Source organism: Paenibacillus sp. MER 99-2, from assembly GCF_023714095.1.
Lineage (GTDB): Bacteria > Bacillota > Bacilli > Paenibacillales > Paenibacillaceae > Paenibacillus.
In genome coordinates this window covers 598,553-620,396 of sequence record NZ_JAMAUZ010000001.1, presented here as the reverse complement: position 1 = coordinate 620,396, position 21,844 = coordinate 598,553, and the positions used below count along the sequence as shown (strand labels likewise).

Genomic DNA, 21,844 nt, shown 5'->3' with positions numbered 1-21,844 from the left:
TCACCTCGCATAACGGGATAAGTTTAATAAAATGCCTAGAGCAGTGAGCATGAGTGTTAGAGACGATCCACCGTAACTGATTAACGGCAGTGTAATCCCAGTAACAGGCATAAGCCCAATAACAACACCGATGTTAATGATCACCTGAACAGCAACCATACCTACGATCCCTACGCCGAGCAAACTGCCAAAAGCATCAGGAACTGTCATTGCTACACGCATCCCTCTCCAGACCAACACTAGAAATAAAAGCAAAACAATTAATCCACCGATAAAGCCTAACTCCTCGGCCAAAATAGAAAAAATAAAGTCCGTCTGTGGCTCTGGCACATAACTGTACTTCTGACGGCTCATGCCGAGTCCAAGACCCGCGAGTCCTCCTGGCCCAATTGCATATAACGATTGAATAATCTGATATCCTGCACCCAGTGGGTCAGACCATGGATCTAGAAAGGCTGTAATCCGTTTCAAACGGTAAGGCGCTGCCGCAATTAACGCCGCGAATCCAGCCACACCGCCTAGAGCCAGGAACAATAAATGCTTCATTCGTGCACCTGCCGTAAACACAATCAGCATGGATGCACCCATCATAACTGTGCCTGTCCCCAAATCGGGCTGCAGCATAATAATGCCAAAAGCCAAACCCATCAATCCAAGTGGCGGTAATAAACCGGTGGTGAAGGTTTTGATTTTCCCAGGGTCTTTACTAAGCCAGTGTGCCAAAAACAATATCATGCCTAGCTTCATGAATTCTGAAGGCTGGATACCAAAGGAACCAATCCCAAGCCAGCTTCGCGCTCCGCCGCGAACAACACCAATGCCCGGAATCAGTACAGCAATCAGCATAATAAAACAGGCGATTAAAATCGGCTTTGCATACTTCCGCCAAACACGGTAATCCACATTGGCCGTTACAAACATCGCGGCAAGTCCAAGTCCTGCGAACAGAAGTTGTCTTTTGGCAAAGTAAAATGAATCCCCATAGTCGTGAAAAGCAAGAACCGAACCTGCACTGTATACCATAATAATGCCGATGGCAAGCAATGCCATAATACATATCAGGAGCCAGAGATCTGGCGCCGGTCGCGACTGTTTCATCAGGAGGCCACCCCTTGCATGGAAGTAGGGGCTTTTCCACCCCCCTACTTACAAGTTATGCGCCGCCTCTTTAAAAATGCGTCCCCGCTCTTCATAGGATGCAAACATGTCCCAACTTGCGCATGCTGGTGACAAAAGAACTACATCACCTGGAGCCGCAAGCCGAGATGCTTCCTGCACCGCAGCGGTTAACGTCTTGGCAGCGTCCTCTTCATTATCGACGACCTTAATTTGCTTTAACCCAGCCAATTCAGCTACATGAGCGATTTTCGCACGATTTTCACCAAGTGCAACAACAGCCTTAACTCGTTCCTGGAACAGTGGTAAGAGCTCCATCATATCTGAACCCCGATCGAGTCCGCCTGCTATAAGTACAACGGGCTCTTTGAAAGAATTCAGCGCCATAACCGTAGCTTTGGAATTGGTTGCTTTGGAGTTATTGAAGTATGTAGCTCCATTGTGTTGCAACACATATTCAAGTCGATGCTCAACTCCCTTGAACTCGATTAGAGGAGTTGCAAGCACAGCAGGATCAGCTCCAGCGGATACCGCTATAGCTACCGCTGCCAGCGCGTTCTCTACATTGAATCTTCCGGGAATGCCGATATTCTCCACATCAACAATCACATGACGATGACCTTGCTCATCCGCATAGATCACCTGACGCTTCACATCATCTTCTTCTCCATCCACATAAGAAGGATCAGCATATACGCCTGTTTCTAACTTCTCGGTCATGGAGAACGGAAGCAGTTTGCTCTTGATGTAAGGTATTAGTCCACGACATACAGGATCATCCCAATTCAAAATGGCGATATCATCTGATTGCTGATTGGAGAACAACTTGGCTTTGGAAGCTACATAATCATCCATATCCCCATGGTAGTCCAAGTGAGTCTCAGCTACGTTGAGCAAACTAGCAATACGTGGACGGAAATCACTAGTGCCTTTGAGCTGGAAGCTACTAAGTTCCACAACCATCCAATTATCGGCCGTAGCCTGTTGTGCTGCCTCCGAAAGCGGGGTTCCGATATTACCAGCAACGATAGGCTGTAAGCCAGCATGCTGAAGCATTTTGCCTACCCACGTCGTCGTGGTAGTTTTGCCATTGGAACCCGTAATTCCAATCATCGGAGCAGCACACAGGTGATAGGCAACTTCCACTTCAGTCACTACCTCGATGCCTAAATTCAATGCTTGCTGAACGGGTGGTGCTTGATAAGGAATTCCAGGATTCTTAACCACTAGCTTTACATCACTGTGGATCAGATCATCCGGATGTCCTCCGCATACAACAGAAATTCCCAAAGCCTCCAATTCGGATGCTTCGGGACACTGTTCTCTTTCTTTTTTATCATTTACTGTGACAATTGCTCCAACGTGATGCAGTACTTTGGCTACTTGCACACCACTCTTGGCAAGTCCCAGCACAACGATTTGTTGTCCGCGATACGATTCAGGATGGTTCATGATCTACAACCCCTTGTTGAGATAAAGTCCAAGAGCGGCCAGAATTGCGCCTACCGCCCAAAAGGTAATAACAACTCTCCATTCAGACCATCCACTTAATTCAAAGTGGTGATGAATAGGACTCATTTTGAACACACGTTTGCCTCGTGTTTTGAAAGATATCACCTGAATAACTACAGATAGAATCTCAATCACGAACACACCGCCGATAATGACGAAAAGCAGTTCTGTCTTGGTTACTATAGCTACTGCACCAATTGCACCACCGATCCCAAGAGAACCGGTATCTCCCATAAATACTTTGGCAGGATGTGCGTTGTATACTAGAAAACCAAGTACAGCACCAATCATGGCAGCCGCACACACCGCAGCAGGCATCGAAGTTGCTTGCATCGCAACAATCGCAAATGCTCCGAAGGCTATAGCGCTAATCCCGGATAACAATCCGTCTAGTCCATCGGTAAAGTTAACCGCATTGGTGATCGCAAGCATCATGAAGACCACAAACGGATAATAGAACCATCCGGTCCAATCGAAGGAAACCGATGTACCTGGGATGGAGATTGCCGTGCTGTGTCCATTTTGAATTAACAAGTAACACATCACTGCACTGAAGAACAACTGACCGAGCATTTTTTGTCTAGCTGTCAGTCCAAGTGAACGTTTAAATACGATCTTGATGTAATCATCTAAGAATCCAATCAGACCAAAGCCCAGTGTAGCTACAAGCAGGACATAGAAGTCTGTATTCTTAACTGCTGAAAATTTCAAAAATGCCAATGTGAACGCGAGCAAAATCACGACTCCGCCCATTGTCGGTGTTCCGCTTTTTTTGAGATGGCTCTGTGGGCCATCCTCCCGTACCTGCTGCCCGAATTTCATACGTCGCAGCAATGGAATCAGGAGCGGTGCGGCAATCACCGCCAGAATAAATGAAACGCCGATTGTTAACAGTAATACCTGGAAATCCATGGGTTCACCCCTCTAGTCTACTTCATTTCTGTAATGGTGCTATTTTTAGTGCTTCGACCACGTCCTCAAGCTTCATTCCCCGGGAAGCCTTGAACAAGACAACATCTCTTGGCTGGAGCTTCTCCATAAGGTAACGGGTCAGTTCCTCTTTATCCTCAAAGGCAAGAACGGCTTCTGCAGGCATATGCTGCCTAGCCCCTTCAGCGATACTTGCAGCAAGAGAGCCATATGTCAGTACCATATCCATCTTATCTGGAGTCACATATGACCCAATGCCATAGTGAAGCTCTTCCTCTTGGGGCCCTAGTTCAAGCATATCTCCTAGTACAGCGACTTTGAAACGATATCCTCGTAAACTTTCAAGAACATCCACCGCTGCTTTCATTGAAGTTGGACTAGCATTATACGCATCATTAAGTATCGTGAGTCCACTGGAGGACTGGAGTACCTCAATACGCATACCTGTGAGCTTTAATCGGGACAACCCGTCAGCAACCTGCTCAGATTTCACACCGAAATGACGCGCAACAGCAAGGGCTGCCAGACAATTCACCACATTATGCGTACCTAACAGCGGAAGTGCATAGGCTGCTTCTCCCGATTGCTTACTCGTAAAAACAACGCCACTCGGAGCGTTCATGATCCCTGTCGGGTAATCGTCATTATCGGTTTGAAGTCCAAACGTTACTCGCTGCATGTCATTTGGCTGTATCGTTGATGGTTCAGCCAGCACTTGATCGATTAACGGCTCGTCTCCGTTGTAGATCAACACACCGCTAGGCTTCATGCCTGCCGCAATTTCAGCTTTGGCTCTAGCAATCTCCAAACGAGACCCCAACTGAAGTAGATGAGATTCTCCAATATTCGTAATGATTGCCACATCAGGCTGGGCGATCTTGGATAGAACTTCAATCTCTCCCCGTCCACTCATGCCCATCTCCAAAATAATAATTTCGGTGTCTTCGTTCATGGACAGAACGGTCAATGGCAAACCGATATGATTATTAAAGTTACCTTGCGTTTTGTGTACTTTGTACGTCGTAGACAGAACTGCATCCACAATGTCTTTTGTTGTGGTTTTACCATTACTGCCTGTAATACCTACGACAGATGCACGACTCTCGTTCAGATAAGCCGATGCAAGTGCCTGTAGTGCGAGCAGTGTATCATCAACAAGGATGATTGCTCCGTCAGGAGCAGCACCATGATCCTTTTGCCACAACGCAGCTGCAGCTCCTGTCTCTAAACAGGTTTGCACAAATTCGTGCCCGTCAAACCTCTCACCTACAAGCGGAATAAACAAGCTGCCGACCGCTCGCTTACGTGAGTCTGTAAATACGCCTTCTACAAGCGTCTCACCATATGCGGCAGTGTCACACAACGTTCCTCCGCACATCTCCGCCAATTGTGCCAATGTTCGTTTTATCAATTGGATTTGCCCCTTATCGCTTCTTTGGCTATGATTCGATCATCAAAATCGGTTTTGGTTGTTCCGATAATCTGATAGGTTTCATGACCCTTGCCCGCAATCAATACTACATCGGCTGGGCTTGCCATTTCAATAGCCTCATGAATAGCCTGGCGTCGATCAACAATCATAACATAGCGATCCGCTGGAACGGATTCTTCAATCAGCCCTTGCTCAATGTCCTTAAGAATCAGGTCAGGATCCTCTGTCCGTGGATTATCTGAAGTGACAAAAACGACGTCACTATATGAAGCTGCAATTTTGCCCATCAACGGACGCTTGGTGCGATCGCGGTCGCCACCACAGCCAAATACGCAGATTACACGTCCTTCAGCAAATTCTTTGACTGTTTTAAGTACATTCTCTAATCCATCCGGTGTATGGGCATAGTCAACAATGACTGCAAACGGTTGTCCCGCATCAACTGCTTCTACACGTCCATCTACCCCTGGCACGGTCTCCAGGCTACGTTTGATTTCTTCAAGAGGAATGCCCTCAATAAGTGCTGCAGCAATTGCAGCCATGGCATTATACACATTGAATTTACCAACCATACGTAGAGAAATATCCGTACTGCCTGCAAATGTATCCACATGGAAAGCTGTACCCTGAGAAGTAATTGAAATTTGGGATGCACGTACGTCTGCATTTTCACCCATACCATATGTAATCACTTCAGCCGCCGTAACGGAAATGAAATAATCTGCTGCCGGATCATCCGCGTTAATGACCGCAAATTTCCGTTTGGAAGCTTCTGCGGCATATCCATTGCCTAGGCGGGCAAAGAACAACCCTTTTGCTGCACGATATTCTTCCATGGAATGATGGTAATCTAGATGATCCTGTGTCAAATTGGTAAACACCGCTGTGCGAAATTCCGTTCCTTTTACACGACCCTGTTCAAGAGCATGAGAAGAAACCTCCATAACGCAGCACTGCGTACCCGATTGTACCATATCATGCAAACTCCGCTGCAAATCAAGTGCTTCAGGTGTCGTACCTGACATCGGGTACGTACGACCGGCATAACGCATTTGGATCGTACCGATCAGCCCTGTATTTTGTCCATAGTCACTCATGATTTTTTCGATCAAGTACGTGGTCGTTGTTTTACCATTCGTTCCTGTTACTCCAATCATATTCATCTTGTGACTTGGCGAGTCAAAAAAGAAATCAGCAAGTACAGCCATGGCTACGCGGCTATCTCTCACAAGAAGCTGTGGCACGGGTAGATCGAGCAGTCGTTCCACAACCAGAGCTGCGGCTCCTGACTGTACAGCCTTCTCCGCATAGTCATGTCCATCCACGGTATGTCCCGGAAGACAGATAAACAGATCTCCCGGTTGTACCTGACGAGAATCTGTCTGCAAGTTTGTGCACTCTGTATTTGGTTCACCATTCAGACGAGCAGTTATAAGTTTTGATGCAAGTTGTTTTAAGAGCACATGAATAACCTCACTTCTCAAAGTTTACTACTTCTGTATATGTCTTTATTATACTATCGTCAATATAACCAATTAATGAAACGCATCTAGATGAATTTTGTTGCGGTCAGGCCTTGAATAAGACTCAAGGTTCCTGACCTTCTTCTGCTGAATGATTATGAGCATCGTTCAGGACATCGCCCATATAGATACGTATGGTTGAACCTTGATCAACACGTGCTCCAGGCTTAGGTGCTTGATTAATTACATATTTCCCGCTGCCGGACTTCGCGAGCATGAAGTTCATATTCAGATCCTCGTACAAGTCCTCAACCGTCGCGCCTGTTAAATCAGGTACGGTTACGATTTTAGTTTCACCATATTTATATTCTTTGGCAACTTGATCCTTACGCACAGGAACTTTCATATAGTGAAGTGCATCCTCTAAAATATTTTGTACAATCGGCGCTGCTACCACACCACCGAATTGAATTCCCTTAGGATTATCCACAGCGGTATACACGACAATCTGAGGATCATCTGCTGGGGCAAAGCCGATGAAGGATACAATATGTTCACTGGAAGAATAGCGCCCATTAATAACCTTTTGCGCTGTTCCTGTTTTACCACCTACACGATAGCCATCAATAAAGGCTGGTCGACCGGTTCCTTTTGCCACAACACTCTCTAACGCTTCACGCACTTGTTTGGACGTATCCTCCGAAATGACTTGCCTTACAAGCTCTGGCTTAGCTTCTTCCATCACTTCACCTGTCTCAGGATGAACCCACGCTTTGGTAACATAAGGCTTGTAGAGCTTACCGCCATTAATTGCAGCAGAGACTGCTGCAACTTGCTGGATCGGGGTCACAGATACACCTTGACCAAATGCAGTGGTTGCCAGTTCTACAGGCCCTACTCGTGAGAGCTTGAATAGAATACCACTCGCTTCACCACTAAGATCGATGCCCGTTTTGGTGCCGAATCCAAAGTTTTTAATATACGAGAAGAGCGATTCCTTCCCTAGCTTTTGACCCAAAGCTACAAATCCAGGGTTGCAAGAGTTCTCGACAACCTGTAAGAATGTCTGGCTCCCATGCCCGCCCTTCTTCCAACAACGTAGCCTTGCACCGCCAACCTCTACATAGCCAGGATCAAAAAACTGATCCTGCTGCAGATTCACTTTCTTTTCTTCCAGTGCTGCTGCTAAAGTGATAATCTTAAACGTTGAACCTGGCTCATATGTCATCCAGATTGGCAGATTGCGGTTATAAATCTCCGCAGGATATTGTTGATAGTCAGCAGGCTCATATCCTGGTCTACTTGCCATTCCCAATATTTCACCCGTTTTGGGATTCATGGCAATGGCAAGCGCAGAGTTTGCTTGAAACTTGACCATCGCCTGATCTAACTCGCGCTCCATGATAGACTGAATGGACTTGTCGATCGTCAGTTCCAGATTCAGCCCGTCCCTCGGTTCCACATACTTCTCAGATGAGCCCGGCATTAGCCTTCCGGCCGCATCGGACAAGTAGGACACGCTGCCGTTCAAGCCATTAAGCTTATCATCATACTTTTTCTCTACCCCGGTTAAACCCTGATTGTCGATCCCAGTAAACCCAAGAATATGAGCAGCCAAATCACCATAAGGATAGAAGCGTTTATTGTCCTCTGCAACAACGATACCCGGAAGCTTCAAATCACGGATGCGTTGAGCTTTATCCATCGTAATTTTGCGGCCGCCGGGCTGTAGTCTGACAATGAGTTCTCTTTTCTTGATGGTTGCCAGCACTTTCTCTTCCGTCATGCCAAGCAGTGGAGCGAGTGCTTTTGCGGTGACCTCTGCTTCCTTCACCTGGGCAGGAATAGCCATGATGGTTGGACTCGTCACATTATAAGCAAGCGAGGTTCCATTCCGGTCCAGAATCTCTCCCCGTTTTGCCGAATACGGAATGTTCCGACGCCATGATTCCTCCGCCTTAGCCGACAGTTCCGGCCCCTTTCCCAGTTGCACATAAGCCAGTCGTATCACGAGAGCCGAGAACAATAAGATTAAAACAACTAAACTCCATAACAGCCTGCGCCGTAAATTTACACTTGATCCCTTCACGAAAAAGATCCCCCCACTCGTCCCAAAATCATGAGCTTCCTTACATTCATGAATATTCGGGACAACCAGGGGTTAGAACAAGCTGTATTTTATAATGCCGTTGCGTATTATGGAAGTGAACTGTCCGTCTGATTACCTTCAGATGATTCGTTCTCACTTGAAGATGCAGCATTTTGATTGGCCTGATTCGCTTCTTCTCCCTGCCCGGCAGCATCTGATTTTGAATCTTCGGCATCCTTGTCAACCGCTGCGTCCGAAGAGTCTGGAGCATCATCTGCAATACCCGTGACAGCCGCCTTAGCTGTTTGAAGTACCAACTGAACCGTACGCTGCTCACCTGATACCTGTTCAGTCTGTTTCACAACAAAGCCTTCTCCTTTAACGGTTACGCCTACTTTGATCAAAGAGAGTACTTCAAGTGCATCCCGGAGAGATGAGCCCTTCAGATCCGGAATCTTCATCTTGCTGCTTTCTTCCGTTAGTAGGTAGATTCGCTGTCCAGGATTCATTAAATCTCCGGCAGCTGGATACTGACGAATCACATTTTCGCCTTGACCTAATGTCTCATATGCAATACCAGCATTCAGTAATTGACTTCTCGCTTGCTTCGCTGTTTTGCCAATTAGATCAGGAGCCTTGATTTGAATGACAGGATCAGCCTTCGCTTTGCTATTAGCGGTTGATACCGTTTCTTTTGGAATTCCCCAATATTGAAGGGTTTGGCTAACGATTTTCTTAAATACCGGAGCGGCGGCAGTTCCGCCTCCAATATTAGCACCGCTTGGTTGGTCGATAAGAACCAACATCGCGATTTTGGGATTGTTCACAGGTGCGAATCCAATAAAGGAAACGACGTCTTTGGATTTACTGTATTCCTTACCGTCCCATTTTCTCGCTGTACCTGTTTTACCCGCTACTCGATATCCTTCAATATAGGCGTTACGTCCTGTACCAATCGTTTGGTCTGCCACAACCTGCTCCAAATATCCACTCACAAGTTTGGAAGACTCTTTCGAAATAACCTGACGTACTTCCTTCGGCTTAATAACCTCTGTCGTTCCATCATTCGGATTAATGATCTCTTTAACCAGATGAGGTGTCAGTAGCTTCCCACCGTTGGCAATCGCTGAAATAGCTGCCACCTGTTGAATCGGTGTAACTTGTACGAGACCATGACCATAAGCAGCCGTTGCAATCTCTGACTTATACACCAGTGGTTTGATTGGTGAAGCCGACTCACTTGGAAGATCAATGCCTGTCTTCTTACCGAAGCCAAACTGGTCAATATAGTGACGTAACCGATCACCACCCAGCATGTTATAACCGAGATTAACAAACGCAATGTTACTTGAACGTTTTACACCCTCCAAATACGAAATCCAGCCATATGCATGACCATTGTCACTGATCGGATAACCGCCAATATACACTCGTTTCGATTCAAATGTAGCATTCGGATCGAATAATTTCTCTTCAACTGCGCCTGCTAGAGTGACAATCTTAAACGTGGAACCTGGTTCATAGATTGACTGCGTCGCATGGTTAATGAAGTTTTTCTGATCCGGTGTTTCTCCATACGTATTCGGGTTAAAGGTTGGCCAGTTCGCCATACCTAGGATTTCCATTGTATTTGGATCTGCTGCAATAACAGTCATACTCAGCGGATTGTACTTAGCCACAGCTTCTTGCATGGCATCTTCAATATAATATTGAATTGTATCATCAATTGTCAGTTTTAACGTTTTACCATTCTGTGGTGGCAGATACGTATCCTGAGAGCCTGGCAGTTTAATGCCTTTGGCATCCTTTTGGTAATTTAAATGCCCGTCCGTGCCTGTCAATACATCATCATAAGACACTTCGAGCCCGTTGACCGCTTTTCCATCCCGATTCATATAACCTAGCAGATGCGAAGCAAGTGTCTCCTCTGGATAATAGCGCTTCGATTCCTGTGTCATTACAATAGCATTTCGTGCCTTATACTTTTCCTGCAACTCTTCCCGAAACTCATTCACTTTCGCTTGGAGGTCAGGTCCAATCTTGTACCCCTCACTGCGCACTTCACGTTGGGCATAGAATCCGCCATTATCTGGTTTCTTCGCTGTGACGATCGCACGCATTTCACTTTCATTTTTACCTAGTATAGAAGAGAGTCTACTTGTAACTTCATCCTCAATACCTAGCTCATTAATTAGCAGGGGGTTTACAGATACGGTGTATGCAGGAGCATCCGTTGCCAGTATATTTCCGTTTCGATCTGTAATTGAACCTCGACTGGCCTTAATCGTCTGATCCCGTTCGATCAATCCGGAGGCTTCTTTTGTCCAAAAATCATTATTTACGATCTGAATGAAGAAGATTCGAATCACCAGTACAAGAAAAAAGAGGGTAATACAGCCCCCTATAAGTATCGTGCGCAGTTTTATTCTTTTTACCATCGGTACACCTCTTTACTTACTTTGCTGTATCCGAAGAAGACCCTGTCTTTGTTGAACGTGGTACATAAATCACGTTTTTATCTGTCGCTTCAACGTAACCAAGTTCACGTGCATGTTCGATGACCAGATTGTTTAATTTCTCACGTTCCACTTGCAAATCAGCAATCGTCTTCTCAGCTTCTCTTACCTCGGATAACGTTGATTGTGCCTGTTTGTTCAGATCATAGATCTGAGCATAACGGGACATCATTACGCCACCTACCACGATTACTGCGACCAAAGTGATTAAGTATAGAAATTTTTCACGTGCTGGAAGTCCGGTACGACGGGTCACTACTTTCGTAGTTTCCTTGTACCGTTGCTGGGTCACACGCTGTTGTGACGCTTTTTCTTTTACAGCCAGATTACCACGTGTATATGCCATGCATAGGCTCCTCCTTCACTCTCAAGTTTACAATTTCTCTGCTACGCGCAGTTTGGCTGAGCGAGCACGGGAATTTTCAGCTAGTTCTGATTCCGTCGGAATCATCGGCTTCCTGTTGACTAAACGCAACGTTCCCTTACCGCCACACACGCATAAAGGGAAATCGGGAGGGCATGTACACTTCTCCAGATAACTGCTAAAAATCTGTTTGCATATCCGATCTTCAAGCGAGTGAAACGTTATGACAGATACACGTCCACCTGGTGCCAGGCATCGAACGGCCTGATGCAAGCCTTCCTCAAATGCCCCTAACTCATCATTAACTGCAATTCGTAGAGCCTGAAAACTTCTCTTCGCAGGGTGTCCACCAGTACGACGAGCCGCCGCAGGGATCCCTTCCTTAATTAATTCGACAAGCTCACCTGTAGTTTCAATAGGCGACTGACTTCGCTTATCTACAATGACACGTGCAATTCTTCTTGAGAACTTCTCTTCACCATAGCGATAAAGAATCTGAGCAATCTCATCCTCTGGCCACTCGTTTACGATTTCTTTGGCAGTCAAAAATGCATCCTGATCCATTCGCATATCAAGCGGAGCATCGTGATTATAACTAAACCCACGTTCTCCTTCATCAAATTGCGGTGAGGATACGCCTAAATCGTATAAAATACCATCAACTTGTGGCACACCATCCTTCTGTGGAATGTCCAGTTCTTTCAGAACTTGTTCCAAATCACGGAAGTTGGTTTTGACCAATGTTACACGGTCTCCATAGGCAGCTAACTTCTCACGTGCATTATCCAAAGCCCAATCATCCTGATCCAGTGCGATCAGACGTCCCCCTGGACCAAGCTTGGAAGCAATTACGGAACTATGTCCGCCACCGCCTAAAGTGCAGTCCACGTATATACCGTCCTGCTTGATGTTTAATCCCTCTGTTGCCTCTTCTTTGAGTACGGTTATGTGGTGAAACAACCTGCACCCCTCCTGACTTTATAAATCAAAATTAAAATCGACCAGCTTTTCGGCAATGTCGTTGAATACTTCTTCTGATTGATTAAAATAATTCTCCCAGATGTCTTTGCTCCAGATCTCTACCCGATTCGATACACCAAGAACAACACAATCCTTGTCTAGTTTGGCATATTCCCTTAGATTGCCCGGCAAATTTACCCTACCCTGTTTGTCCAAATCACATTCAGTCGCACCAGAGAAAAAAAATCGAGTAAATGCACGTGCATCTGACTTCATTAAAGGTAGGGCTTTGAGTTTCTGTTCCATGACCCCCCACTCCTCCATAGGGTACACGAAAAGACATTGATCCAACCCCCGTGTGACAACGAAAGACGGTCCTAGAGATTCGCGGAATTTGGCAGGAATAATAACCCGCCCTTTATCATCAATGCTATGTTGGAACTCCCCCATAAACATTGGCCCACTCACTCCTCACCCGTTTCTCCCACTTTGCCCCACTTTCCACCACCTAAGCATAATAGATTCGCACTAAAAAATCAAAACCCTTCTTACTTGCTTAACTTTTTTCATTTCAGCCACCAAAAAAAACGCCTCTGACCCTGCAACTCAGGATCAAAGACGTTTCCTTCTACGGGCAACTAAACCTTTACCCGATTATGAGCCATATCATCAATACACTATTGTAGACCGTTTGAATCAGTTATTCAGCTTGTAATTATTGGGATTCGATTAGAATTTCCAGCTATCCAGGTATTTTTCTTGTTCTGTGGAGAGAGTATCAATCGTAATATTCAGGCTTTCAAGCTTATAACTAGCTACCTGTTGATCGATTTCATAAGGTACATTGACTACATTTTTGCCAAGACTTGCATAGTTTTCACTCACATAACGCAAACCGAGCGCTTGAAGTGCAAACGTCGTATCCATGATCTCAGCAGGGTGGCCGTCAGCTGCTCCCAAGTTTACAAGACGACCTTCTGCCAACAAGTACATCTTACGTCCATCTTTGAAGCGATATTCTTCAATGTTACGACGAACCGTGCGAATGGACTCGGAACGTTTAGCAAGTTCAGGCTTATTCACTTCGACATCAAAGTGACCTGCATTGCTCAGGATCGCACCATCTTTCATGACATCATAATGCTCACCCGTGATCACGTCTTTGTTTCCTGTAACTGCGATGAAGAAATCACCAATCTTAGCTGCTTCTACCATCGTCATCACGCGGAACCCATCCATATGTGCTTCTACTGCTTTGATCGGGTCAATCTCGGTTACGATGACATTCGCTCCGAGCCCTTTAGCACGCATAGCTACACCTTTTCCACACCAGCCGTAACCAGCAACAACGACATTTTTCCCTGCTACGACGAGGTTGGTTGTACGTATAATACCATCAAATGCAGACTGCCCTGTACCATAGCGGTTATCGAACAAGTATTTGCAATAAGCGTCATTAACTGCAACCATCGGGAATTGCAATTGGCCTTCTTTCGCCAATGCTTTCAGACGGATAATACCCGTTGTCGTTTCCTCTGCACCACCACGAATCGTTGCAGCTAAGTCAGGGCGTTCTGATGCGATAATTGTAGCAAAGTCTCCACCATCATCAATGATGAGATCAGGCTTCACTTCAAGAGCGCGAAGTTGAAGTTGTTTGAACTCCGCAGGCTCTGGATTGTATTTTGCATATACCGTTACACCGTCTTCAACAAGAGCGGCACACACATCATCCTGCGTGGACAACGGGTTACTGTGGGTAATCGTCACTTCTGCCCCACCAGCCTGAATGACTTTAGCAAGATAAGCCGTTTTGGCTTCAAGGTGCAAGCAGATCGCAACTTTGAGTCCTTTAAATGGAAGATCCTGCTCAAATTGACGACGAATCCGGTTGAGCACAGGCATATGCGCCTCGACCCAATCAATTTTCAAATGTCCTTCTGGAGCAAGCCCCATGTCTTTCACAATACTATTTTGCAAAGCGGGTGTTGTCATTACAGATCCTCCTTAGTTTATATTCCTTCTATTATAAAGAGCGTTACAGTGAGATCACTTGATGTTGCCCCCGGAATTCACGCTGATCTTGAATCAATTCTTCAATCCACTCAGTTCCGTAGCGGTTCAGATAATAGAGCGCATTATGTACGCGTTCTTGTGGTTTATTCATTGGGAACAGAGCATTTTGTATGCCATTCCAATGTCTAAGCCCAACCTGATGTTTGAGTGATATCGCTTTGTTCGTCTGCTTTTGCAAATACTGAATTTGTTCGTTGATTTTCTTTAAATTCGTATCACAGATTCGATCCAGTCCGGGATGAATGGCCATAACTTGATCAAGTAAAGGACGATAGATATCAGCAATCGCCTGACTCGCCTGGCTGAATTGTTCCTCTACCTGAAACGTCTCCTGACCAGCAAGCCATTGATCACGTTTTTCTTCGAGATGGTATTGTACATCTTGGAAAGAGAGTCCGTACTGATTCATATGCTTCTGATGAACATCCTCAAGGATGGTGAATGACAAACGTGGTAACAGAATTGGCATCTGGAGACCAAACTGTGTAAATGCAGTACGTGTCAAACCCCAATAAGAGATCTCACCTTGCCCCAAAATAACGGCGACAACAGGCAGAATCGAATCCTGCATTAACGGACGGGTAAGCACGTTATTACTGAATCTCTCGGGATGTTCCGTTAACTCTTGTAACAAACGTTCTTCTGAAAAGGATACGAGACCTTTCCGATCCGTGTACAGACCGTCTTTCAAAAGCAACAGCAGCCGTGCCCCTCCATGAATGTAAAACAAGTTGGCGCCATCGTCTGCCACTTCTGCTGGCATGTCATAGCCTGCTTCTTTGACTAATGAAGCTCCGTGAAGATAAGCCTCACGCAAGATATCATTTTCACGAATGATCCGTTCAAAAACGGGTTGTTCTAATCGGCGAAGTTCGGGCGAAGCAGCATCCATAAGGATTAGTCCACTTTTGCCAAACAACGCAGCGATCAATCGAGCAAAAGCGTCACTGAGATTGGAACTTGAGTTATGGATATCAACCAGCAGTTTCATTAAACTCGGTTTATGTACCGTGTCAGGTAACAGATGCTCTACCTGCTCAATTGAAGTCATCCACTGTTCTGTGTCAACCTTAACGTTACTGACCGAATCACGTCCTTCAAAGCGTCCATGGAGCTTCAGCTTCGCGATATCGCCTTGGGTATCCGGTAAATAGGTGTGGTTAACCTCATCCCAATCATGATCTTCTCCCGCAATCCAGAAGACGGGTACAACCGGGCGTTGTAATCTAGTCTCAGCTTCACGCGCAGCTGCTACTACACTGGCTGCTTTGTAAATAACGAACAAGGGTCCTGTCAACAAACCACTCTGCTGCCCCCCTGTGACTACCAGCGCATGCTCTTCAGCCAAACGATCGAGTGATCGTTGCACAGCATCATCAGGGTTTAATCGCTTATTATATATACGTAGATATTCTACCAAGTCCTGACGGTTAATACGTGTGTCCTCCGATTGGTCGAGCCATTCGGCACGTCTTCCTAGTTCAGATTCCCAGTGAATGTCATACTCATAAAGGCCACGCGCAGCATCACGTGAACAGATGTAATCTTCTGCAAGCCGTGATCCGCTGCGGAGCGCCTCTGTAACACCTTTCATGAGGTCTGCCTCCTATTCTGCTTCAAAGCCTTTCTTGATTGTACCGAATCCAATGCCTCTTCGTCAAAAGAAAGTCACAAAAACTACAAAAAAACCGCCGAACAAGTCGACGGTTTAAGATACATAGATAAGTCCAGTTACAATTGGTTTATACGTAAGGCTCTGAAACCCAATGACCTTTGGAAACTTCAATTAATTGAGCATTTTCCAGGTTATATGGATCGTTTACAGGGCCATTACCTGCATTCTGGATTGGGCCTGATTGCTCATCCGGCAACAAAATACGACGTTTGTTCGCTTCAACTTCCGGATCAGGTACCGGAATTGCAGACAACAATGTTTTCGTATAAGGGTGGATCGGATTAGCGTAGAGCTCTTCACTTTCAGCAAGCTCAACCACTTTACCCATATACATAACCGCTACGCGGTCACTGATATGTTTAACCATGGACAAGTCATGTGCAATAAAGAGGTATGTCAAGCCAAGACGTTGTTGGAGCTCTTCCAACAATTTAACAACTTGAGCTTGGATCGATACATCCAATGCAGACAAAGGCTCGTCACAGATGATGAATTTAGGGTCTACAGCCAAGGCACGGGCAATTCCGATCCGTTGTCTTTGACCACCGGAGAATTCATGTGGGTAACGAAGAGCGTGGCTTGGATTCAAGCCTACCAGATCAAGCAGTTCTTCAACGCGTTTTTTACGCTCAGCCCGGCTGGAAGCCAAACCGTGGATATCTAGAGATTCACCGATAATATCCATAACGTTAAAACGAGGGTTCAAGGATGCATATGGATCTTGGAAGATCATCTGCATGTCTTTACGCATTTCCTTCATCTTACGTGGAGACAGCTTGTAGATATCTGTTCCGTTAAAGTTAACATTTCCGCCAGTTGGTTCATAAAGGCGCAGAATGGTACGACCTGTTGTAGATTTACCACAACCAGATTCGCCTACAACCCCAAGTGTTTCGCCTTCAAAAATATCAAAGCTGACATCATTAACCGCCTTAAGAATGTTACCTTTACCCAGATTGAAGTATTGTTTCAAGTTTTTCACTTGAACTAGCGGCTTGTTGGCACCTTTGATAATACCAGCCGGTGCAGGTTTTTCTTTCTTAGGCTCATCCAAGCGTGGTAGAGCGTTCAGCAATTTAATCGTGTATGGATGTTGAGGATTGCTAAAGATTTCGGCAGTTGTTCCTGTCTCAACCACTTCGCCTTCCTTCATAACAACGACACGGTCACACATACCAGCAACTACACCAAGGTCATGGGTAATCAGCATGATCGATGTTCCGAGTTTTTGTTGCATATCCTTCATAACGTCCAGAATTTGCGCCTGAATCGTTACGTCGAGTGCTGTTGTTGGCTCATCCGCGATGAGAAGAGATGGACGGCACGCCAGCGCGATCGCAATCATCGCACGTTGACGCATACCACCGGAGAATTGGTGTGGATAATGGTTCATGCGAATAGCTGCATTTTTGATTCCCACGAGTTCCAACATTTCCAGTGCGCGTTTTTCCGCTTCTTTCTTGGACATATTTTGGTGCTTACGCAGAACTTCAGTGATTTGTTTACCTATTTTAATTGTAGGATTCAATGAAGTCATTGGATCTTGGAAGATCATACCGATATCTTTACCACGAATAGCTTCCATTTGTTTATCTGTCTTATTTAATAGGCTTTGCCCGTGAAAAGTAATTTCTCCACTTTTGACCTTCGAAGGCGGGGAGGGAATCAACTTCATGATCGTTTGGGCGGTAACACTCTTACCACTACCCGATTCACCAACGATCCCCAACGTCTCTCCTTTGCCAAGTTCAAAACTCACATTTTTAACGGCATCAAATTCTCCAGAACGCGTCGTAAAGGACACGCTCAAATCTTTGACTGTTAAAATCGGCTCCATTAATCCCACCTCCTATTTCTATTTACGTAATTTCGGATCGAGTGCATCACGCAGACCATCACCGAGCAAGTTAAATGCTAACATTGTGATAACCATCAAACCTGCTGGGAACCACATCCGCCATGGGAACAGTGTCCAACCTGTCAGTGCATCGTTGATCATTGAACCTAGTGAAGATCTCGGTGCAGATACACCTAGTCCGAGGAAGCTCAAGAAAGCTTCGGCAAAGATCGCATTTGGAATAGACAATGTCAATGTTACGAGAATTGGACCGATAGCGTTAGGCAGCAAATGACGGAACAACTGACGAGTTGTGCTTGCACCCATCGAACGTGCCGCGAGAATAAAGTCTCTGTTTTTGAGTTGCATAATCTCTCCACGGACAATCCATGACATACTGATCCAGCCCGTAATGGTGAGTGCAATGATAATGGTAGTCAAACTTGGTTCCAATACAACCAACAACAAGATTACAACGAGCATGTACGGCAAAGAGTAAAGAATTTCGGAGAACTTGTTCATAATTCCATCTACACGTCCACCGTAGAAGCCCATGATTGCCCCATAAATAACACCGATAATAAGGTCAATCAACGCTGCTGCCAAACCTACAGTAAGGGATACACGTGCACCGACCCATGTTCTTACCCATACATCACGACCGAGCTCGTCCGTTCCGAACCAGTGCTCCGCACTTGGTGCTGAGTTGGAATTCATTAGATCATTGGAATAATAGTTATACTGAGTAAACAACGAAGTTGGACCGATTATAGAGAAAATCACGACAAGGATTAAGATACCTAGACTAATCATTGCGGCTTTGTTGGCTGCAAGTCTATACATAGCATCTTTAAAAAGAGATATGCTTTCTTCCGATTTAACCGCTGCCTGACTGTTCAGGTCAGTGTTAGCCGTTTCATTTTTTTTATTGTTCGTGCCAGACAACGTTATGCCCCCTTCCGGCTTTCCAGCTTAATTCTAGGATCAATTAGCACGTAAGCAATATCTGTGAAGAAACGTGCCAACATCAGGAGAATACCGTAGAAGATCGTAATCCCCATGATCATTGTGTAATCACGGTTTGTGATACTTTCTACGAATACTTTACCAATACCACCAATGTTAAAGATTTGTTCAATAACTACGGAACCTGTAATAATATTTGCTGTCATTGGACCAACATAAGTCACAACAGGAAGAATACCGTTACGTACAACGTGTCTGAACATAATTGCAGGCCATTTTAGACCTTTAGCTTTCGCTGTTTTGATGTAGTCAGCATGAAGCACTTCCAGCATGCTTGAACGCGTCAAACGAGCGATAAAGGCGATCGGAGATGCAGATAGAGCTGCAACCGGGAGCACATAGTCGAGTGGTCCGTCGAAGCCCATTACGTTAAACCATCCGAGTTTGGATGCAAAAATGTATTGCAATAGGGACGCTAACAAGAAGCTTGGTACCGCGATCCCGATAACAGCAAGCACCATCGTGACATCATCAATGAGTTTACGGTGATACACTGCTGCGATCAGACCAAGCAGTACACCCACTATAACGGAGATAATAATTGCGAAGACACCCAGTTTAAGTGACGCTGTAAACGTTTGAGTAATCATGTCGGTTACTTCTTGGTTCAGGTATTTCATAGAAACCCCGAAATCCCCTTGAATAATTCCACCCATGTACTTCAGATATTGAACAAACATAGGCTTGTCTAATCCATACTTCACTTCTAGTAGTGCCCGAATTTCAGGCGTTACTTTTTTCTCGGATGTAAAAGGGTCACCCGGAATGGCCTTCATTAGGAAGAAGGTTGCTGATGCGAGTATGAAAAGCGATAGCAGCATAAATAGCAGTTTTTTCAGCACGTACTTAACCAACCCTTGCACACCTCCAAAAACAATATTTTGTATACAAATCGATTGTAGAATTAGACAACAATAAAGTCCAATCCATTTATCGGAAATTTCAAGAATTATAAGGAAAATCAGTTCACATACAAAAAAATCGGGATATATATGGAATTCCACATATATATCCCGAAGTAATCATATAGACTTCAGAACAACTTATTTCTCTTCCAGATATGCACGAGTGAAGTCAATTGCTCCACTGAAATCAAGTTGTACGCCTTTCAGGTAAGGCTTAGTCAAAGATACGTTAGTGTAGTAGTAGATTGGCATAACAGCCATTTCATCTTGAATCAGGATTTTCTCAGCGTCAGCGAAAGCAGCCATACGAGCAGCTGGTTCAGCAGATTTTACAGTGTCTTTTACATCTTTGTCATACTGAGCGTTGCTGAACTTGGAATCGTTGTTTGTGTTTCCAGTAGTCCACATTTCCAAGAAGTTGTACGGGTCATTATAGTCTGCAGACCAACCTGCACGAGCGATTTGGAAGTTTTGGTTTTGACGGTTCTCAAGGAATACGCCCCACTCTTGGTTTTCAGTTTTCACGTCAACACCAAGATTGTTTTTCCACATATCAGCGATAGCCAAAGCGATTTTTGCATGGTTGTCACTTGTGTTGTAGATCAAAGTGATTGCAGGCAACGTAGTGTAACCTTCTTCTTTCATACCTTCTTCAAGCAATTTTTTAGCTTCTTCTACATTTTCAGTGAAGTAGTCATCTTTGTGCTCATCACGGAATTCGCCGTTTTCACCGCGGATACCTGGAGGTACGAAACCGAATGCTGGAATTTGTCCACCTTGAGTTACTTTGTCAACGATTGGTTGACGGTTAATAGACATTGCAAATGCTTTACGGATTTTAACGTTGTTAAATGGAGCTTCATTTACGTTAAATTGGTAGTAGTACGTACTTGCGATACCAGTAGCTTTGAACTCATCTGGCAATTCTGCTTTCACAGAAGGAATTTGGTCAGTTGGGATCTCACCGTTAGGTGCACCAGTGTAATCCAATTGTCCGGATTTGTAAGCTTGCAGTTCAGAAGCACTGCTGCTTGTCAGGGACATATCGATTTGAGTCAATTTGATATCAGATGCTGCATGGTAGCCATCATTTTTCTTAACTACGATTTTTTGACCTTTAGCGTACGTATCCATAGTGAATGGTCCGTTAACGATCATGTTTTTGTAGTCTGTGAAGAATTTGTCATTTGTATCAGCAGACTGGTGTACTGGGTAGTACGTATAGAATGCTGTCAGACCCAAGAAGTAAGGTGTAGGGTTTTCCAAAGTAACTTCAAGCGTATGCTCGTCTGTCGCTTTAACACCTACTTGTGCGAAGTCAGTAACTTTAGTACCTTCGAATGTTTCATCAGAGCTACGGTTGTAACCTTCAGCACCTTTGATGTAGTACAATTGGTAAGCATAAGGAGAAGCAGTTTCTGGTTTCAATGCACGCTCCCAAGAACGAACAAAGTCTTCAGCAGTGATTGCATCACCGTTGCTCCATTTTGCTTCCGGGTTCAGGTTGAAAACATATTTCAAACCATCTTCAGAAATTTCCCATTTTGTAGCGACACCTGGTGCTTCTTTACCATCAGCATCGATGCGTACAAGACCTTCATACAAGAATTTCAAAACTGTGTTGGTTTGGCTGTCTTTTGCTTGAGCCGGGTCCAACGTAGGAGGTTCAGCTGTCAGGTTGATTTTCAGCACTTGATCTTTCGCAAGACCATTACTTTCGCTTGCAGAACCAGTATCGGTGTTGTTACCTGTGCCTTCATTTTTCGATCCGCACGCTGCAAGTACGGTACCGAACGCCAAGATCAGCGTCAAAAGGACTAATAGACTTTTCCTTTTCATCTAACACTTTCCCCCTAAATTGATGTGGTTTATGTTTATAGATTATACAACCACCGGTCAAAAAAATCTACATTACTTTTTCAGAAAGTAATGTTTTTTTCACT

At 45.0% G+C, this 21,844-nt stretch carries 16 protein-coding genes; all 16 read right to left on the bottom strand.

The window, feature by feature from the left end; all coding sequences use genetic code 11:
• Nucleotides 1-1,098: a stage V sporulation protein E gene (gene spoVE / locus M3636_RS02760; protein WP_251381229.1), complete on the bottom strand. Its 1,098-nt coding sequence runs from the start codon at nucleotides 1,096-1,098 to the stop codon at nucleotides 1-3.
• 48 nt (nucleotides 1,099-1,146) lie between these two features.
• Nucleotides 1,147-2,568, bottom strand: a complete 1,422-nt coding sequence (gene murD, locus M3636_RS02755) for a UDP-N-acetylmuramoyl-L-alanine--D-glutamate ligase (RefSeq protein ID WP_128102855.1) — start codon at nucleotides 2,566-2,568, stop codon at nucleotides 1,147-1,149.
• 3 nt (nucleotides 2,569-2,571) lie between these two features.
• Nucleotides 2,572-3,540: a phospho-N-acetylmuramoyl-pentapeptide-transferase gene (mraY, locus tag M3636_RS02750; RefSeq protein WP_056696140.1), complete on the bottom strand. Its 969-nt coding sequence runs from the start codon at nucleotides 3,538-3,540 to the stop codon at nucleotides 2,572-2,574.
• 22 nt (nucleotides 3,541-3,562) lie between these two features.
• Nucleotides 3,563-4,966 carry a UDP-N-acetylmuramoyl-tripeptide--D-alanyl-D-alanine ligase gene (locus M3636_RS02745; protein WP_353056282.1) on the bottom strand — a complete coding sequence of 468 codons (1,404 nt, stop codon included), beginning with the start codon at nucleotides 4,964-4,966 and terminating at the stop codon, nucleotides 3,563-3,565.
• Nucleotides 4,966-6,453, bottom strand: coding sequence for a UDP-N-acetylmuramoyl-L-alanyl-D-glutamate--2,6-diaminopimelate ligase (locus M3636_RS02740; protein ID WP_251381227.1), 1,488 nt, complete (start codon nucleotides 6,451-6,453; stop codon nucleotides 4,966-4,968). The genes M3636_RS02745 and M3636_RS02740 overlap by 1 nt, the downstream gene beginning before the upstream one ends.
• Nucleotides 6,454-6,577: 124 nt before the next feature.
• Nucleotides 6,578-8,542, bottom strand: coding sequence for a stage V sporulation protein D (locus M3636_RS02735; RefSeq protein WP_251381226.1), 1,965 nt, complete (start codon nucleotides 8,540-8,542; stop codon nucleotides 6,578-6,580).
• Between the two features lie 107 nt (nucleotides 8,543-8,649).
• Nucleotides 8,650-10,980, bottom strand: coding sequence for a penicillin-binding transpeptidase domain-containing protein (locus tag M3636_RS02730; protein WP_251381225.1), 2,331 nt, complete (start codon nucleotides 10,978-10,980; stop codon nucleotides 8,650-8,652).
• 16 nt (nucleotides 10,981-10,996) lie between these two features.
• Nucleotides 10,997-11,404 (bottom strand): hypothetical protein, encoded by a 408-nt coding sequence (locus M3636_RS02725; RefSeq protein ID WP_128102858.1) that lies wholly within the window; start codon nucleotides 11,402-11,404, stop codon nucleotides 10,997-10,999.
• 27 nt (nucleotides 11,405-11,431) lie between these two features.
• Nucleotides 11,432-12,382, bottom strand: a complete 951-nt coding sequence (gene rsmH, locus M3636_RS02720; RefSeq protein ID WP_128102859.1) for a 16S rRNA (cytosine(1402)-N(4))-methyltransferase RsmH — start codon at nucleotides 12,380-12,382, stop codon at nucleotides 11,432-11,434.
• A gap of 18 nt (nucleotides 12,383-12,400) precedes the next feature.
• On the bottom strand, nucleotides 12,401-12,838 hold the full coding sequence (gene mraZ, locus M3636_RS02715; protein ID WP_145045895.1) for a division/cell wall cluster transcriptional repressor MraZ: 438 nt from the start codon (nucleotides 12,836-12,838) through the stop codon (nucleotides 12,401-12,403).
• 273 nt (nucleotides 12,839-13,111) lie between these two features.
• Nucleotides 13,112-14,377 carry an adenosylhomocysteinase gene (locus tag M3636_RS02710; RefSeq protein ID WP_145409919.1) on the bottom strand — a complete coding sequence of 422 codons (1,266 nt, stop codon included), beginning with the start codon at nucleotides 14,375-14,377 and terminating at the stop codon, nucleotides 13,112-13,114.
• A 43-nt stretch (nucleotides 14,378-14,420) separates the two neighbouring features.
• Nucleotides 14,421-16,052 carry a bacillithiol biosynthesis cysteine-adding enzyme BshC gene (bshC, locus tag M3636_RS02705; RefSeq protein WP_251381224.1) on the bottom strand — a complete coding sequence of 544 codons (1,632 nt, stop codon included), beginning with the start codon at nucleotides 16,050-16,052 and terminating at the stop codon, nucleotides 14,421-14,423.
• 148 nt (nucleotides 16,053-16,200) lie between these two features.
• On the bottom strand, nucleotides 16,201-17,970 hold the full coding sequence (locus M3636_RS02700) for an ABC transporter ATP-binding protein (protein ID WP_251381223.1): 1,770 nt from the start codon (nucleotides 17,968-17,970) through the stop codon (nucleotides 16,201-16,203).
• An 18-nt stretch (nucleotides 17,971-17,988) separates the two neighbouring features.
• The gene (locus tag M3636_RS02695) at nucleotides 17,989-18,870 is read right to left on the bottom strand and encodes an ABC transporter permease (RefSeq protein ID WP_251382472.1); all 882 of its coding nucleotides are present in this window, start codon (nucleotides 18,868-18,870) and stop codon (nucleotides 17,989-17,991) included.
• A gap of 47 nt (nucleotides 18,871-18,917) precedes the next feature.
• Nucleotides 18,918-19,850: an ABC transporter permease gene (locus M3636_RS02690; RefSeq protein WP_128102863.1), complete on the bottom strand. Its 933-nt coding sequence runs from the start codon at nucleotides 19,848-19,850 to the stop codon at nucleotides 18,918-18,920.
• 189 nt (nucleotides 19,851-20,039) lie between these two features.
• Nucleotides 20,040-21,740: a peptide ABC transporter substrate-binding protein gene (locus M3636_RS02685; RefSeq protein WP_128102864.1), complete on the bottom strand. Its 1,701-nt coding sequence runs from the start codon at nucleotides 21,738-21,740 to the stop codon at nucleotides 20,040-20,042.
• Between the last annotated feature and the right edge of the window lie 104 nt (nucleotides 21,741-21,844).